We start from the raw sequence: 13,693 nt of genomic DNA, 5'->3' as shown, positions 1-13,693 counted from the left end.
GGATCGTCGCCGCGCCCACCCCTCCAACTCGGCCCGCTCGTCAGTGGTCAAGACAATCTTCGCGGCATGAGGTGTCGGCACAACCCAGTCTAACAACTAGATCGCAATTAATGACTCAGGACACTAGCTGCCCTTGATCGCGCCTGCCCACGACGCTTTACCCGCACCGCCTCCACCGTTGGTGGAACCCTGCTGGAGGTTCGGCGCTGGCGTTCTCGGCTGGCGGGCGAAACCGTAGTCAGCCACGACCGCAGCGAGGGTGCTCACGATCTTCTCGGCGTCGGGGATGCCGTTGTCGTCCAGCAGGTTGCCCATGTCGGCGGCGACCAGTTCGGCGACCCTTGGGGCGTATCCGCTGCCAGCCACGACCGAGGACACGATGGCCTGTCGGGTGCGGGTCAGGGTGTCGGCCAATTCGTCGCGCTGGCGTTCGGCGTCGCGCAGGCGCAGCCGGTAACGCTTCTCCCGGTTGGTGCGTCTGCCGTCGTCGTCGTGCTCGTCGTCCTGGTCATCGTCGTGCTGGTCGTCGTCGGGTTCGCTCGCTGGCGGGCGGTTGTCGTCCGTGCTGGCAGGTCCAGGGTGGCCGGCCTGGGCGTCGGGCGGCGAGTCCTGCTGTCCAGCAACATTGTTCGCATTGTCTGTCACTGTCATGGTTCCAGTCCTTCCAGGGTGGCCGGTATCTGCGGCCATGATCTGCGCCGCACGCCGTCTGTGAGCCACTGCACGCGGGTGTGCAGAACCTCGGGCAGCTCGTAGCCGAGGTGGGCGAGCAACGCGCGCTCGGTCGGCGTCGCGGGCCGCTCGGTGGTCACGTTTGACCGCCAATGTCTCGCGCGAAAATCCGCGTCGGCCCGAGAATCTTCGGCGTTCTGCACCACGGGCGGCAGGTGGTCGAACACGAGGATGCCGCGTGCTGGGCAGGGTCGGTGAGCACCGATACCCGACAGGTCAACATTGTCAGTCATAGTGCCTCCGTTGCGGTTTCGTCGTCGTCCCCATCATCCGCGCGCACGATGCCGCGTATCTCCCCGGCGACGACGCCTGTAAGACCGCGCTCCGCGCTTGCCCAGCGGTCGCAGGCGGTGATCACTGGGCACCGCGCGCATATCGCTTTCGCCTCCCCGATGCGGCGGCGGTCGGAGAAAACACCGGCCTTGCGGATGCAGGCCGCACCCGGCAGCGCGGGCACGCCGCGCAGAATCTCGGCGATCAGCCCGACTGTGCCCGGTTCCGCGACCGTCAGACGGGCGCTCATGCGGCACCGCCGATCCCGTAGTGGCGGCGCAGCCCCGGCCAGAACGCGGCGTGATCGTCGCCGAGCCAGCCGCGCACACATTGGCCAGTGAGGCAGACGGCGCACCACGCGAAGTTCATCGGCGCGAACACCGAGCCGGAGATGATCATGTCGGCGCGCTCGGTGTCGCCCTCGGTGAGGGCCTGCACGGTGCTGACGACCTCCAGGTTGAGAATCACCTGCCGGTCGTCGGCCCCGTGCTGGAGGGCGAGTTCCTGGACCTGGGCGCGCAGCTCGGCGAACCGTTCCGGCGCACCCTCACCGGACAGCACGAATGCCAGCACGGCCAGCGCGGCGTGCTGGAGGTGCCGGTGGTCGGCGTCGGTGGTGTGCAGCAGGGACAAGGCGGCGGTGGTGTCCTGCATGGCGACGAGCTGGGCGGCGTCGATCACCAACGCGGAAGCGTCGCGGTCAGTCATCATCGGGTCTCCTCGGTGTCCATCGTGCCGAGCGAGCGCGACACCTGTTCTCGCTCATCTGCGCACGAGACTTGCTCGGCGATTGCGTGGAATCAGTTGGTGTGCCCGATGTTTCACAGCCGGGGAAACAGGGGTGCAGGCTCGGGCAGCCTGGACAGCGGTACCCGTTCACGGGTGGTCCTCCGCGCCGGTAGTGAACAGTGTCGTATCTGTCGGAAGTGTCGTATTCGCTGGTGAGCGGGTAATTCCGTTCGTCGTGTTTCCGACACTTCCGACAGGTGGTGTCGGATTCGGTTGCCCGTAATCTGCGCCCTGGTCTGCACTTTCGACAGTTCCGACACTTTCGACAGGTGCATACGTACCCCGGCTCACCTTGCTGATGTACTGGTCGTCGGTGAGCCGCTGGAGCACCTTCCCGGCGCTGTTGTTGTCGATGCCGAGGTGCTCGGCGAGTTCAGCCGGGGTGGTGGTGGACCGGGAGTTCACGAACTGCAAGGTGTCCATTGACCGGCTGCCCAACCGCGACTGCTGGTCGCGCTCGGCGCGCGTGGCAACCGTGGCGGCAGCGTCGAGGATGTCCATGCCGTCGAGCGACCAGATGCCGTCGTCGGTCTTGACGGCGTATTCGTTCTCGGCGATGTCACGGCCCGTCACGGCTAGCACACCCTCGGCGCTCTTGCGCTTGCGCGAGAGCACGAGAACGTAGTCAGCCGATCCTGCGATTCCCTGTGTGCCCGAGAGGGTGTCGAGCCAGTCGTCAGCCTTCATCTTGCGGGTGTGGTGGACGACGAGCAGCGCAGCACCCGGCACCGCGTCGATGACGGTCTTGAGTTTGCCGCCGAGCTGATAGTCAGCGATGTACGGGTCATCGCCTGCACGCCGCTGCGGGCGCGCCTTCCCGAGGGTGTCGAGGATGACCAGCGGCGAGGTCTCGTCGCCGATGTGCAGCTCCAGCCACTCGGTGATCGTGGAGATGACGCGCCCCGGCTTCACCTTGGTCAGGATGTGCAGCCGAGCCGGGAGCGGCTGGCCGTGGTTCAGTCGGCGCATACGCGCCTGGAGTCGCCGGGGTCCGTCCTCCAGCGCCAGCAGCAGGACGTGCCGCGCCTGCACGTTGATACCGCCGAGCACGGTGCCGCCTTGGGCGCAGCCGAGCGCGATTTCACCGGCGAGCCAGCTCTTGCCCGCCTTGGGTGGACCGGCCAGAATCCCGAACCCCTCCACCACAAGGTGCGGTACGTGTTCGACCAGCGGGTCGAACGTCATGGCGTCGAGCTGGGCTGCCGACAGTAGTTCGGCGAGAAGGGAGTCGGATTGCTGCCCGTTCGCGGTCGCGCGTTCCGATCCGGTACCGGCTGGCCGCTCGTCATCGTCCTGGGCGGCGTTGTCAGGCGGTTCGGCAGGCGGCGGCACGTCGGCATACGGGTCGCTGCCGTTCGTGCCGCAGAGTGTGCCGTGCCCAAGCTCCAGCGCGGCGACCAGAGGACGCGGCGAGTTGTCGTACACCTCGCGCCCGTCGTCCAGGACACCGAGCAGCTTGCGGCTCACGCGGCACGCTCCGAGCAGCCGCCATGCAGACGTTGCGCCAGCAGCCGATCCCGGCCACCGCGCCGCCACAACCGGCGCGCGACATCGACGGGCACAGCGGGACTCAGCCCGCAGTCGAGCAGATGCAGCGCAGCTGCGGACCACCCGTCAAGCTGATGCCCGGTCACCGGCTGCACGCCGTCGTGGCGGTAGCACGGCCACGGGTCGCGGCAGCCGCACGCCAGCGGCTCCGAGCGGTGGGCGGCGTCGCGCCGTCGCGCAAGCTGGGCCGGAACGTCGTCCGATCCTCGGTCTAGCATTGGGCTTGTCCTTCTTCCCTTGGACTCATTGAGACCCCGGCGCGACGACCTACCCGCGCCGGGGTCTCGTTTCTCAGTCGGTGGATGCGCCGTCGACCCGGCCCCGCAGCGCCGACAGGACCTCGGAAGGCCGGTCGGACAGCGACACCACGTAGGCCAGCAGCTCGACGGACTCCAGCAGCATCACCGCTACCGGCACCCCGGCTGACCGCAGAATCTCGGTCATGCGGTCGGGGTCGCCGCTGACACGCGCCTCGGTTGAGTCCAGCACCGCGTGAGCGGCTACGGTCTGCTGCGCTCTGAACATGGCTCGGCGTGCCTCCACTAGTTCGGGGTCATCGGGGCTGCGCACACCTCGGGCAAGTCCGGCGACGCGGGCGCGGTGATGGGCAACGTCCTTGGCAATGTTGCGTTCCTGCTTGCGGCGTTCACGCCGGTTAGCTGCTGTCTGGGTCATGCCAGCCATGCTAAGCAGCGGCGATGACTAGACATATTGAGCAGCAACATGATTCGGGACAATGATGGTCAATGCTGGCACGCGAGGGCGGCGGCGTGTATTCGCTGCCATCGTGAGCCGTCGACAAAACCGCTGGTCAACGTCTGTCCACCTGGTCAAAGGTGAGGTTTCAGTGAGAGTTTCGCGCTTCAGCCGTCCCAGGCCAGGGACTAGCGCGCCGGGGTCGTGTCCATGTCGTAGTGCGAGTTCGTCCTGATGGTGCAGACCGGCTGGCAGGGGAAGTCCATCTACGGGGTGATCTCGGACCCGATCCTGTCGTTGGCGATCTCGGACCCGGCCCTGTAGTTGGTGACCGAGAAGTAGTTGGTGACCGGGAAGTAGGAGAAGGTCATCTACAGCGGCGGGAGAAGGTGGTCTAGACGTTCCTCGGCGTGTCGACAGCACGGCGTGTCGCCACCCGTGGAGAAGCGTTGCCGCGCAGACGATTACCGTCAGGCGTTCGTCACTCGATGACTAAGGGCAAGCTGGTGAGCTGCGGATACCGGGTGCGTAGAGCGTTGCTAGAGTGCATCCGCTGATTGCCGGTCATGGACACGAAACCTGTTGGTGGACATATGCGTAACAAGATCAGCGAGCTAGTCGGGCGCGGTGTGTACGGTCGCGGCCATCAAGTTCCGCTAAAGCACCGGAGTTTCACAATGGCTCAGCGCCGATACGTCTCGATCCAGGACGCCGCGAAATATCTCGGCGTCACCGACCGCACCATCCGCGCCATGATCAGCGACGGCAGGCTGACCGGATACCGCAACGGCACCCGCCTCGTGCGGGTCGACCTCAACGAGGTGGACGCCAGGATGACGGCGTTCGGCGGCGGGGCGTCGGCGTAGGCAGTCGCTACTGCCCAAGCGCGATCTTGGAGAGCGCCGACGCGATGACCTGGTCGCGCCCCTGCGCCGCGTGCTGGTACCGCATCGCCGCCTGGGGCGTGGAGTGACCCAGACGGGCCATCAGCTCGGCCAGCGTGGCACCTGTGGCGGCAGCCAGTACGGCACCGGAATGCCGAAGATCGTGGAATCGAAGATCGCCACGGTCGGCGGTGTTGCGGGCCTTGTAGTAGTGCCGGTAGAACGTCGCGGGCGCTAGGTGCCCGCCATTCTTGGCGGGGAACAGCAGCGCGTTCGACCCGCCGTTGACATGCACCGCGAGGTGGTCGCGGATCACGGGCACGAGATGGGGCGGGATGGCTACGTCGCGGATTCCAGCGTCGGATTTGGGCGGTCCGATCTCGAATCCATTCTTAGTGCGACTCACGGCGCGTTCTACCCGAATAACCCCGGTGTGGACGGTCTCCCCCTCGGCATCCACGGTCGTCGTCAACACGATGTCTTTGCGGCGCAGCTCGGTCAGCTCACCGAAGCGCAGAGCGCACCACGACGCCAACAGAATCATGGCCTTGTACTGTTCGGGCATCTCCGTGGTGATCTTCTCGATCTCGGGCAGCGCGGCGGGCCTGATCTGCTTGACCCGCTTCGTGCTCCCTGCTCCTCGGATCGCGCACGGGTTGGCGCTGATCTTGCCGTCGCTTGCCGCAGTTCCCAGGATCGTGCGCAGCAGGCCGTAGGTGTGCGACCGCAATGTTGGGGTGCCGGTGGCGAACGTGGCGTACCAGGAACGCACATCGTCGACGGTGATCGAGGTCAACGGCAGCGACCCGAACGGCCCGATCAGGTGGCGCTCCAGCAGCACCTCGTAATGCTCACGGGTGCGCTGCTTGATGTCGCGCTGCTTGACCCAGTTGCGGGCGTAGTCCGCGAACGTGATCCGCGTGATCTTCGGCGCAGCCTCCGGTGGCGTCCACGCCTTGCTGATGATCTCGGCCTGTTGCAGAGCCAGCCAGCCGCGCGCATCGGCCTTCGCCAGGAACGTCGTCGGGGCCTTGTAGCGGCGTCCATCGGGGCCGTAGTACATGGCCCGGTAGCGCCCGCTGGGAAGCTGCTGGACTGTGCCGAATGTGCCTGCCTGCCGGGTCTTGCGACCCTCACCGCGCGCCATGCTGACCTCCGTGAACTGACCTCGTCGCGTGAACTGGGAGGAACCCAGCTCTCAGTTCATGCACTGAACGTGAACTGATACAGCACACTTTACTGCCGCGAGCTTCCACATGGCTCCGCTAAAGAAAAGTGATGTCGATGCAGCTCAATGATGGTTTGTGCTGCTCAACTCCATTGAGGGTAGCAAACATGAAATAGGATTCAATCCCAGTATCGCGCACCACGTTCAGCAACAGGCCCGGGCTCGTCCCGGGCCTTTTTCGTTCCCCGGTCCGACTGCCCTCCACCACATTTCGAACATATGATCGAAGGCGTGGCGATGCAGAAAATCGGGCATGGCGGTCAACCTCTCCGCCCGGTCTTCCGGCGCGTCCACCCCCCACGACCCGTCCTGGTCGACCTGGTCGCACTGTTCCCTCGCGAACCGCACTGCGAGGGTCGCTACCACCCGAACGGCCTGCAGATGGATTCGATCGTCGAGGGCCAGCTCAAGTGCTGGGGCCTCAGCGAGCAGGGCCGGTGGTGGGGACTGGTCACCTACCCCATCAAGCACGGCAGCGAGAAGGATCCGGTGACGCACTGGGTGCCGGCGTCGGTGCTGCGACTCAGATAGCAGAGGACAAGTCGAACTCACCGGTGTCGCCGGCTGAGTTTTCGAAGCAGAGACCTAACTGTCTATTAGGTCTCTCTCAGGTTCGGGCCATAGCTTCGTCAGTGTTCGGTTGATTCAACCGTCAAGACGAACCCGATACGCTCGGCCCGCCACCAACCCCCCGGGTGGCGGGCCGAGATCGTCGTCAGGACCGAAACCTCACAGCGCCCCCGCCCCACCCGCTAATCTCGCGGTACGCCGGTACGGTTTTTCTGACGACCCAGGGGTGGAACATGATCCGCGAAACACTCGCAGCAGCCGCGCTCGGTGCTGCGGTCTTCGGCACCGCGCCGGCCGCCTCGGCGGAGCCGGGGCCGATGTATCCCGACAAGCCGGGCCGCTACGACACCGACGTACCGGGCATGGTCTACGACGCGCACCTCACCGCCCCGTGCACCAACATGGACCGCTTCACGTTCGGACGCGGCCCGGGCGGCGAAGCGTTGCAGTGCCGGTGGATTCCGAACCAGTGGCCGCCGATCTACACCGGTTTCTGGCAGATCAGCTACGAACTTGTCGGGGTCCGCGACATCGGCAGCCCCTGCCCCAAGCGGCAATCCGCCGCCCAGGCCCCCGACGGCCGCCCCCTGGTCTGCATGGGCACCCAGGGGTGGCAGGCCGGCAAGTTCAACGGGGTCGGCTTCACGCCGATGTGATCCCGATGGTGCCCTCGCGCGTCTCCGCGGACGCGGCCGTCACGACGAGCGCAGCGTGCGACTCGGCTCGATGCCGAACACCTCTTTATAAGCGCTACTGAACCGTCCGGGGTGGCTGAACCCGCACCGCCCCGCGATCGAGGTCACCGTGTCGTAGGCCGGATCGGCGGACTTCAGTTCGCGGTGCGCCCGCTCCAGCCTGATCCGCCTGAGGTATTCGAGCGGCGTGGTCGCCATGTGCTCGCGGAACGCGTATTGGATGGCCCGCGGCGTGACATCGGCCGCGGCGGCGATATCGCGAATCGTGATGTCGTACTGCGCGTTCTCGTGAATGAAGTCCAACGCCCGGCGCAGCATCCGAGGCTCTGTCGAAGATTTCTCGTTGGCCCTCATGGTGATCTCGGGTTCCCGGCTTGTACGCAGTGCGAAACACGAGAGTGACCCGTACCACTGGCATGGCACCATCGAGCGATGACCGATCGCATCGAGGTTTCCCGCACCATCGCCGCGCCCGCCGCCGACATATTCGCCGTCCTGTGCGATCCGCAGGGCCATGTCGCCATCGACGCCACCGGGATGCTGCAGGACGCCGACGGCGAGCCCGTCCGCGGCGCCGGGGACGCCTTCGTCGTGCACATGGACCGCGAGGCGCTCAACGACTATCCCGAACTGGGCCGCTACGACGTGACGGTGCGAATCACCGACTACGAGCAGGACCGATTGATCGCATGGACCATCCTGGGCCGGCTCAAGCCCCAGATCGGCCACGTCTACGGCTACCGCCTGGAGCCCGCCGAGCAGGGCACGCTGGTCACCTCGTTCTACGACTGGTCCGACATTCACCAGCAGTGGCGGGACGCCGGCATCTTCCCGGTGGTGTCCGAGCTCGCTCTGCGCGCAACCCTGGGCATCCTCGACCGCACCGTGCGCCGCGGCTATCCGCGCCGCTGATCGTCAACAACGGGTTGACGACAAGGGTTCGTCAACCTACGGTTGACGCATGAGTGATGCCGCGAAGATCAGCCACCCCGTCCGTCTCGACGACCTCATCGACGTGATCACCCGTGTGCACGACGAGCCGCTTGACCAACTCACCGATGCGGTTCTGGCCGCCGAGGCCCTCGGCGAGGTGGCCGATCACCTGATCGGGCATTTCGTCGACCAGGCGCGCCGCTCAGGCGCGTCGTGGACCGAGATCGGCAGATGCATGGGCGTCACCAAACAGGCCGCGCAGAAACGGTTCGTCCCCCGGACCCCCACCGACACCGGCGCGCTGGACCCGAACGCCGGCTTCAGCCGGTTCACCGACCGCGCCCGCGCCGTGATCGTCGAGGCGCAGAACAGGGCGCACGCCGCCGGCAATCCGGAGATCCTGCCCGCACACCTGATCCTCGGCCTGTTCGCCGATCCGACCGGGCTGGCGACGCGCCTGCTCGCCGGCCAGGGCGTCGACGTCACCGCGGCCGCCGGACGGGTCATGCTGCCACCGGCAGTGGCCGACGTCCCGGCGCTGATCCCGTTCGACACCCGCGCCAAGAAAGCCCTGGAGCTGACCTTCCGGCAGGCACTGCGGCTGGGGCACAACTACGTCGGGACCGAGCACCTGCTGCTGGCCCTGTACGAAGAGGAGGACGACGATGGCGTGCTGCACGGCCTCGGCGTCGACTGGAACCGGTTCGAGCGCGAGCTCCGCGACGCGCTGGAGGCGTTCTCCGCGCAGTGATCTCACATCCGCGCCCGACGCGGCGTCTACATGATGTGAAGGTGCGACCGTTCGAAGAGATCGTGGCCCGCCACGGCGCCACCGTGTTGCGGGTGTGCCGAGCGGTCGTCGGCCCGGACGACGCCGAGGACGCCTGGTCCGAGACGTTCCTGTCGGCGCTGCGGGCCTACCCCGGCCTGCCTGAGGACGCCAACGTCGAGGCCTGGCTGGTCACCATCGCGCACCGGCGCGCTGTCGATGCCGGGCGGGCCCGCAACCGACGCGCCGTGCCCGTCGCCGCGCTGCCCGAGCGCGCCGACGTCACGGCCGACCCGGCACGCCGCGACGGGGATCTGTGGGCGGCGTTGCAGCGTCTCCCCGACAAGCAGCGGCACGCGGTGGCCTACCACCACATCGCCGGACTGCCGTTCAGCGAGATCGCCACCATCCTCGGCAACAGTCCCGCCGCGGCCCGCCGCGCCGCCGCCGACGGCATCCGGAACCTACGGGCGCTCTACCGAGAGGACGAAACCCCATGATCGCCACCATGTTCGACCTATCAGCCCCAGACGACGGCGACACGCTGACCCGCCTGCACCGCAGCCTGGCCGCGGCGGCCGATGCCGACGGGATCCTCGACCTCGCCTACCGCACGGTCGACTCCCCCGTCGGCGCCCTACTGCTGGCGGCCACCCCGGCCGGGCTGGTCAGGGTCGCGTTCGACGTCGAGATCCACGACGCGGTGCTGGCCAGGCTCGCCGAGACGCTGAGCCCGCGCATCCTGCACGCCCCGGCCCGGCTGGATCCCGTCGCCCGCCAGCTCGACGAGTACTTCGGCAAGCGGCGCACCAGCTTCGACCTTCCGGTGGACCTGCGCCTGACCGGCGGGTTCCGCCGCGACGTCATCGAGCATCTGCGCGGAATCGGATACGGGCAGTGCGAAAGCTATGCCCAGGTCGCCGCCGCCGTCGGCAACCCTCGCGCCGTCCGCGCGGTCGGCACCGCCTGCGCCCGTAACCCCCTGCCCGTGGTTGTCCCCTGCCACCGCGTGGTGCGTTCGGACGGTGGCACCGGACAGTACGTCGGCGGCCCGCGCGCCAAGACCGCCCTGCTCGCGCTGGAAGCGGCCGGGGAATGAAACAGGACCCCACGCCGTAGAACCGGGCATGAAACTCAACGACGCCGCCCGCGCTCTGATCGGCGACGGCGCGGACGCCACGCTGGTCACCCTGAATCCCGACGGTAGCCCGCAGGTCACGCTGGTCTGGGTGGCGCTGCAATCCACGCCCGACGGAGACGAATTGGTGACCGCCCACCTCGCCGAGCACAAGAAGGTGCGTAACGTGCGGCGCGACGCGCGCGTCGCGGTCACGATCCTCTCCCGCGACGGCGTCGGGCAGGCGATGCGCCCGTATCTCTCCGTCAACGGCACCGCGCGCGTGGTCGCGGGTGGAGCACCCGAACTGCTCGCCGGACTCGCCCAGACGCTGGCCGCGCCCGGTACCCCGTTCCCGCCCGCAGACGCGCCTCCCGGGTTCCTGACTCGGATCCGCATCGACAAGATCGGCGGCGTCGGCCCCTGGGCGTCCTGACGGGCAAGACCATCCAGTGCCCGGCGCCGGTGTGCGATCATGCCAAGCATGCGTCGCTGGCTCGTACTCCTGCTCGCCACCCTGGCGGCCCTGGGCGGTGTCGCCGCACCGACGGCGTCGGCGGCCGACATTCCGATCGGGCGTCTCGGTGAGACGCTGCGCGTCGAATACGAAGGCCTGGTCGCCGACGTATCGGTGAACAACATCCTGCCGTCGCCCCCGCCGCCCGGGTTCGGCTATCCGCCGCGCGCGCCGCGCTACCAGGTCTACCGGGCCGACATCACCGTCACCCCGATCCAGGTGCCGACGCCGTACGCGATGGCGATCACGTTCTCGTTCCGCGGCGTCACCCCGACCGGCGACGCCTACGAGTCGCGCAACAGCGACGCCCCCGACGCGCTGCAGCACATGATGCAAAGCGCCGTGGCGGGCCGGCCGTTCACCGGCGGAGTCTGGTGGGACTGCTACCGCGACCTGGTGTCCAACGTCGTGCTGCTGGACAAGATCACCGGAATCCGCCTGGCCCAATGGAACGTCGGCTGAGAGTCGAGCCCGCCGGCACCGATCGCGTCGCCGAACTCGCCGACGTCGCCGCGCGCACCTTCCCGCTGGCATGCCCGCCCTCGGCGGAGCCCGACGACATCGCGGCGTTCATCACCGAGAACCTGTCCCCCGAGCGGTTCACCGAGTACCTCGCCGACCCGCACCGAGCGGTTCTCACCGCCGTCGAGGAGGGTCGGATTCTCGGCTACGCCATGATGATCCGCGGCGTGCCCGACGACCCCGACGTCGCGGAGGCGGTCACCGCCCACCCCACGGTGGAGCTGTCCAAGATGTACGTGCTGCCCGAGGTTCACGGCGCGGGCACCGCCGCCGCGCTGATGACCGCGGCGCTGCGGCACGCGGACACGCTCGGCGCGGCGTCCGTGTGGCTCGGGGTGAACCAGCGCAACGAACGCGCACAGCGCTTCTACGCCAAGCACGGCTTCGCCGTCGCGGGCACTAAGCGGTTCCGTCTCGGCGCCCATTGGGAGCAGGACTACGTGATGGTGCGGCCGGCCTGACCGGCCGCGGTCAGCGCCAGCAGGCGGGACGTGGCCCGCAGGTATTTCTTCCGGAAGCCACCCGCGAGCATCTCGTCGCTGAAGATGGTGTCGAGCTTGGTGCCCGACGCGACAACCGGGATGCCCGCGTCGTAGAGGCGGTCGGTCAGCGACACCAGCCGCAGCGCCACGTTCTGGTCGTCGATCGGGTGCACCCCGGTGATGAACACCGCCGCCACGCCTTCGATCAACGTCAGGTACCGGGACGGGTGCATCGTGGCCAGGTGTGCGCACAGCGCGTCGAAGTCGTCGAGCGTCGCGCCCGACACCTCCGCGGCCCGCTCGGCCACCTCGGCGTCGGTCGGCGGCTCGGGCGCCGGCGGCAGATCGCGGTGCCGGTAGTCCGGGCCCTCGATCCGCACGGTGGTGAACATCGCTGCCAGCGTGTGGATCTCGCGCAGGAAATCCTGCGCCGCGAAGCGCCCCTCCCCGAGCTGCTCGGGCAGCGTGTTCGACGTCGCGGCCACCGACACGCCGCGCTCGACAAGCGCGGACAGCAGCCGCGAGATCAGCGTGGTGTTGCCAGGGTCGTCGAGCTCGAACTCGTCGATGCACACCAGCACGTAGTCGGAGAGCAGGTCGATGCACTCGATGAAGCCGAACACCCCGGCCAACTGTGTCAGCTCACCGAACGTCGCGAACGCCTTCTGGCCGGACACCGCGTAGTAGGACGAGGCCAGCAGGTGGGTCTTGCCGACGCCGAACCCACCGTCGAGGTACACCCCGACCCCGGGCAACACGTCCCGCTTGCCGAACAGCTTCTTCTTGCCGGCGCGCCGCTGCTCGGCCTGCTCGCAGAACTGCCGGCACGTCTGCACCGCCGCGGCCTGCGTCGGTTCGGCTGGATCGGGGCGGTAGCTGTCGAAGCTCACGTCGGCGAATGTGGGCGGCGGGATCAGCTGAGCGATCAGACGTTCCGGTGTGACGCTGGGCTGCCGATCCACCAGATGTGCGACATCACTGGACCCGTGCATGCACGCACCCTATCGGCGTGCTGTGATTCTTCGTATGTCCGGCGACGCTGACGGGACGCAGTTCACACTGTTGGGCCGCGTGGGGGAACTCGGTCCGGCCGATCTCGCAGCGCGCTACACCTACCCCGACGGGCTGCGGTCCTGCTGGGTGCGCGCCAACATGATCGCCTCCGCCGACGGCGGCGCGACCAGCGGCGGTAAATCCGGCGAGCTCGGCGGTGCCGGGGACCGCGCGCTGTTCGCGGCGCTGCGCGAGCACGCCGACGTCATCCTGGTGGGGGCGTCCACGGTGCGGGTGGAGAACTACTCGGGCGTGCAGCTCGGCGCCGCCGCGCGCCTCGAGCGGCAGCGCAGGGGTCAGTCGGAGGTGCCGCCGATCGCCGTCCTCACCCGCTCCGGGCAGCTCGACCATGACCTCAAGCTCTTCCACCGCACCGAGGTGACGCCACTGATCCTGACGTCCTCCGACGCACTCGACGACACCCGCCGGCGACTGGGCAGGCTCGCCGAGGTGCTCGACGCCTCCAGTGCCGACCCGGGATCGGTGGACCTGCGCACCGCGCTGCAGATGCTTACCGAGCGCGGTTTGCTGCGGGTGCTCACCGAAGGCGGTCCGGCCATCCTCGGCATGTTCACCGAGGCGGACCTGCTCGACGAACTGTGCCTGACGGTCGCGCCGGTGCTCGTCGGCGGCGAGGCGAACCGGATCGTCACCGGCCCCGGCGAGGTGCACAGCGACATGGAACTGCTGCACGCGCTCACCGACGACCGCGGTTATCTGTACCTGCGCTACATCCGCGACCGGCTCGGCCGCGGCAGCTAGTGTCCTGAGTCATTAATTGCGATCTAGTTGTTAGACTGGGTTGTGCCGACACCTCATGCCGCGAAGATTGTCTTGACCACTGACGAGCGGGCCGAGTTGGAGGGGTGGGCGCGGCGACGATCC

At 67.8% G+C, this 13,693-nt stretch carries 21 protein-coding genes; 11 read left to right on the top strand and 10 right to left on the bottom strand.

Annotation, left to right across the window (positions count from 1 at the left end):
• Positions 1 to 123 precede the first annotated feature (123 nt).
• From ACXMYJ_RS27490 to ACXMYJ_RS27460, 7 genes are all read right to left on the bottom strand, one after another.
• The gene (locus ACXMYJ_RS27490; RefSeq protein WP_460359375.1) at positions 124 to 651 is read right to left on the bottom strand and encodes a hypothetical protein; all 528 of its coding nucleotides are present in this window, start codon (positions 649 to 651) and stop codon (positions 124 to 126) included.
• Positions 648 to 965, bottom strand: coding sequence for a hypothetical protein (locus ACXMYJ_RS27485; RefSeq protein ID WP_443189598.1), 318 nt, complete (start codon positions 963 to 965; stop codon positions 648 to 650). The genes ACXMYJ_RS27490 and ACXMYJ_RS27485 overlap by 4 nt, the downstream gene beginning before the upstream one ends.
• Complete coding sequence (locus ACXMYJ_RS27480) at positions 962 to 1,255, bottom strand: WhiB family transcriptional regulator (protein WP_443189599.1); 294 nt, start codon at positions 1,253 to 1,255, stop codon at positions 962 to 964. The genes ACXMYJ_RS27485 and ACXMYJ_RS27480 overlap by 4 nt, the downstream gene beginning before the upstream one ends.
• Positions 1,252 to 1,713: a hypothetical protein gene (locus ACXMYJ_RS27475; protein WP_460359374.1), complete on the bottom strand. Its 462-nt coding sequence runs from the start codon at positions 1,711 to 1,713 to the stop codon at positions 1,252 to 1,254. Before ACXMYJ_RS27475 ends, ACXMYJ_RS27480 begins: the two co-directional genes overlap by 4 nt.
• A gap of 168 nt (positions 1,714 to 1,881) precedes the next feature.
• A complete protein-coding gene (locus ACXMYJ_RS27470; protein WP_460359373.1) occupies positions 1,882 to 3,261 on the bottom strand; it encodes an AAA family ATPase in 1,380 nt (459 codons plus the stop codon).
• A complete protein-coding gene (locus ACXMYJ_RS27465) occupies positions 3,258 to 3,560 on the bottom strand; it encodes a hypothetical protein (protein WP_443189602.1) in 303 nt (100 codons plus the stop codon). The genes ACXMYJ_RS27470 and ACXMYJ_RS27465 overlap by 4 nt, the downstream gene beginning before the upstream one ends.
• 73 nt (positions 3,561 to 3,633) lie before the next feature.
• Positions 3,634 to 4,017: a hypothetical protein gene (locus ACXMYJ_RS27460; RefSeq protein WP_443189603.1), complete on the bottom strand. Its 384-nt coding sequence runs from the start codon at positions 4,015 to 4,017 to the stop codon at positions 3,634 to 3,636.
• A 698-nt stretch (positions 4,018 to 4,715) separates the two neighbouring features.
• Between ACXMYJ_RS27460 and ACXMYJ_RS27455 the strand changes: the two genes are divergently transcribed.
• Complete coding sequence (locus ACXMYJ_RS27455; RefSeq protein WP_443188736.1) at positions 4,716 to 4,904, top strand: excisionase family DNA-binding protein; 189 nt, start codon at positions 4,716 to 4,718, stop codon at positions 4,902 to 4,904.
• Between the two features lie 7 nt (positions 4,905 to 4,911).
• On the opposite strand, the gene ACXMYJ_RS27450 is transcribed toward ACXMYJ_RS27455, so the two are convergent.
• Positions 4,912 to 6,069, bottom strand: a complete 1,158-nt coding sequence (locus ACXMYJ_RS27450; RefSeq protein ID WP_460359372.1) for a tyrosine-type recombinase/integrase — start codon at positions 6,067 to 6,069, stop codon at positions 4,912 to 4,914.
• A 318-nt stretch (positions 6,070 to 6,387) separates the two neighbouring features.
• On the opposite strand from ACXMYJ_RS27450, the gene ACXMYJ_RS27445 reads away from it, so the two are divergent.
• Both ACXMYJ_RS27445 and ACXMYJ_RS27440 read left to right on the top strand, forming a co-directional pair.
• Positions 6,388 to 6,681 (top strand): hypothetical protein, encoded by a 294-nt coding sequence (locus ACXMYJ_RS27445; RefSeq protein WP_260758075.1) that lies wholly within the window; start codon positions 6,388 to 6,390, stop codon positions 6,679 to 6,681.
• Positions 6,682 to 6,953: 272 nt separating this feature from the next.
• The gene (locus ACXMYJ_RS27440) at positions 6,954 to 7,376 is read left to right on the top strand and encodes a hypothetical protein (protein ID WP_260751840.1); all 423 of its coding nucleotides are present in this window, start codon (positions 6,954 to 6,956) and stop codon (positions 7,374 to 7,376) included.
• 39 nt (positions 7,377 to 7,415) lie between these two features.
• Here ACXMYJ_RS27440 and ACXMYJ_RS27435 read toward each other — a convergent pair whose 3' ends face one another.
• On the bottom strand, positions 7,416 to 7,733 hold the full coding sequence (locus tag ACXMYJ_RS27435; RefSeq protein ID WP_396884465.1) for a helix-turn-helix transcriptional regulator: 318 nt from the start codon (positions 7,731 to 7,733) through the stop codon (positions 7,416 to 7,418).
• A 114-nt stretch (positions 7,734 to 7,847) separates the two neighbouring features.
• Between ACXMYJ_RS27435 and ACXMYJ_RS27430 the strand changes: the two genes are divergently transcribed.
• From ACXMYJ_RS27430 to ACXMYJ_RS27400, 7 genes are read left to right on the top strand one after another with little or no spacing between them, the layout of a single operon-like run.
• Complete coding sequence (locus ACXMYJ_RS27430) at positions 7,848 to 8,327, top strand: SRPBCC family protein (RefSeq protein ID WP_260751838.1); 480 nt, start codon at positions 7,848 to 7,850, stop codon at positions 8,325 to 8,327.
• A gap of 49 nt (positions 8,328 to 8,376) precedes the next feature.
• Positions 8,377 to 9,099, top strand: coding sequence for a Clp protease N-terminal domain-containing protein (locus ACXMYJ_RS27425; protein WP_460359371.1), 723 nt, complete (start codon positions 8,377 to 8,379; stop codon positions 9,097 to 9,099).
• Positions 9,100 to 9,134: 35 nt separating this feature from the next.
• Complete coding sequence (locus ACXMYJ_RS27420; protein WP_460359370.1) at positions 9,135 to 9,617, top strand: RNA polymerase sigma factor; 483 nt, start codon at positions 9,135 to 9,137, stop codon at positions 9,615 to 9,617.
• A complete protein-coding gene (locus ACXMYJ_RS27415; RefSeq protein WP_460359369.1) occupies positions 9,614 to 10,216 on the top strand; it encodes a methylated-DNA--[protein]-cysteine S-methyltransferase in 603 nt (200 codons plus the stop codon). Before ACXMYJ_RS27420 ends, ACXMYJ_RS27415 begins: the two co-directional genes overlap by 4 nt.
• Before the next feature lie 28 nt (positions 10,217 to 10,244).
• Positions 10,245 to 10,670, top strand: coding sequence for a PPOX class F420-dependent oxidoreductase (locus ACXMYJ_RS27410; RefSeq protein WP_460359368.1), 426 nt, complete (start codon positions 10,245 to 10,247; stop codon positions 10,668 to 10,670).
• Positions 10,671 to 10,718: 48 nt separating this feature from the next.
• The gene (locus ACXMYJ_RS27405; RefSeq protein WP_460359367.1) at positions 10,719 to 11,213 is read left to right on the top strand and encodes a hypothetical protein; all 495 of its coding nucleotides are present in this window, start codon (positions 10,719 to 10,721) and stop codon (positions 11,211 to 11,213) included.
• A complete protein-coding gene (locus ACXMYJ_RS27400; protein WP_460359366.1) occupies positions 11,198 to 11,734 on the top strand; it encodes a GNAT family N-acetyltransferase in 537 nt (178 codons plus the stop codon). The genes ACXMYJ_RS27405 and ACXMYJ_RS27400 overlap by 16 nt, the downstream gene beginning before the upstream one ends.
• Here the strand turns inward: ACXMYJ_RS27400 and zapE are convergent.
• Positions 11,710 to 12,747 (bottom strand): cell division protein ZapE, encoded by a 1,038-nt coding sequence (gene zapE, locus ACXMYJ_RS27395; RefSeq protein ID WP_460359365.1) that lies wholly within the window; start codon positions 12,745 to 12,747, stop codon positions 11,710 to 11,712. The two genes, ACXMYJ_RS27400 and zapE, sit on opposite strands and share 25 nt — an antisense overlap.
• A gap of 34 nt (positions 12,748 to 12,781) precedes the next feature.
• Here zapE and ACXMYJ_RS27390 point away from each other — a divergent pair, with 34 nt between their 5' ends.
• The gene (locus ACXMYJ_RS27390; protein ID WP_460359364.1) at positions 12,782 to 13,570 is read left to right on the top strand and encodes a pyrimidine reductase family protein; all 789 of its coding nucleotides are present in this window, start codon (positions 12,782 to 12,784) and stop codon (positions 13,568 to 13,570) included.
• The last annotated feature ends 123 nt before the right edge of the window (positions 13,571 to 13,693 follow it).

Source organism: Mycobacterium sp. ZZG, from assembly GCF_054786995.1.
Note: the sequence above shows the minus strand (reverse complement) of the source record. Positions and strands in the feature narration are given on the sequence as shown.

Bases quoted from the DNA above. Each gene is read 5' to 3' on its own strand.
- ACXMYJ_RS27490 (WP_460359375.1), bottom strand. From the start codon at position 651: ATGACAGTGACAGACAATGCGAACAATGTTGCTGGACAGCAGGACTCG.
- ACXMYJ_RS27485 (WP_443189598.1), bottom strand. From the start codon at position 965: ATGACTGACAATGTTGACCTGTCGGGTATCGGTGCTCACCGACCCTGC.
- ACXMYJ_RS27480 (WP_443189599.1), bottom strand. From the start codon at position 1,255: ATGAGCGCCCGTCTGACGGTCGCGGAACCGGGCACAGTCGGGCTGATC.
- ACXMYJ_RS27475 (WP_460359374.1), bottom strand. From the start codon at position 1,713: ATGACTGACCGCGACGCTTCCGCGTTGGTGATCGACGCCGCCCAGCTC.
- ACXMYJ_RS27465 (WP_443189602.1), bottom strand. From the start codon at position 3,560: ATGCTAGACCGAGGATCGGACGACGTTCCGGCCCAGCTTGCGCGACGG.
- ACXMYJ_RS27460 (WP_443189603.1), bottom strand. From the start codon at position 4,017: ATGACCCAGACAGCAGCTAACCGGCGTGAACGCCGCAAGCAGGAACGC.
- ACXMYJ_RS27455 (WP_443188736.1), top strand. From the start codon at position 4,716: ATGGCTCAGCGCCGATACGTCTCGATCCAGGACGCCGCGAAATATCTC.
- ACXMYJ_RS27450 (WP_460359372.1), bottom strand. From the start codon at position 6,069: ATGGCGCGCGGTGAGGGTCGCAAGACCCGGCAGGCAGGCACATTCGGC.
- ACXMYJ_RS27445 (WP_260758075.1), top strand. From the start codon at position 6,388: ATGCAGAAAATCGGGCATGGCGGTCAACCTCTCCGCCCGGTCTTCCGG.
- ACXMYJ_RS27440 (WP_260751840.1), top strand. From the start codon at position 6,954: ATGATCCGCGAAACACTCGCAGCAGCCGCGCTCGGTGCTGCGGTCTTC.
- ACXMYJ_RS27435 (WP_396884465.1), bottom strand. From the start codon at position 7,733: ATGCTGCGCCGGGCGTTGGACTTCATTCACGAGAACGCGCAGTACGAC.
- ACXMYJ_RS27430 (WP_260751838.1), top strand. From the start codon at position 7,848: ATGACCGATCGCATCGAGGTTTCCCGCACCATCGCCGCGCCCGCCGCC.
- ACXMYJ_RS27425 (WP_460359371.1), top strand. From the start codon at position 8,377: ATGAGTGATGCCGCGAAGATCAGCCACCCCGTCCGTCTCGACGACCTC.
- ACXMYJ_RS27415 (WP_460359369.1), top strand. From the start codon at position 9,614: ATGATCGCCACCATGTTCGACCTATCAGCCCCAGACGACGGCGACACG.
- ACXMYJ_RS27410 (WP_460359368.1), top strand. From the start codon at position 10,245: ATGAAACTCAACGACGCCGCCCGCGCTCTGATCGGCGACGGCGCGGAC.
- ACXMYJ_RS27405 (WP_460359367.1), top strand. From the start codon at position 10,719: ATGCGTCGCTGGCTCGTACTCCTGCTCGCCACCCTGGCGGCCCTGGGC.
- ACXMYJ_RS27400 (WP_460359366.1), top strand. From the start codon at position 11,198: ATGGAACGTCGGCTGAGAGTCGAGCCCGCCGGCACCGATCGCGTCGCC.
- zapE (WP_460359365.1), bottom strand. From the start codon at position 12,747: ATGCACGGGTCCAGTGATGTCGCACATCTGGTGGATCGGCAGCCCAGC.
- ACXMYJ_RS27390 (WP_460359364.1), top strand. From the start codon at position 12,782: ATGTCCGGCGACGCTGACGGGACGCAGTTCACACTGTTGGGCCGCGTG.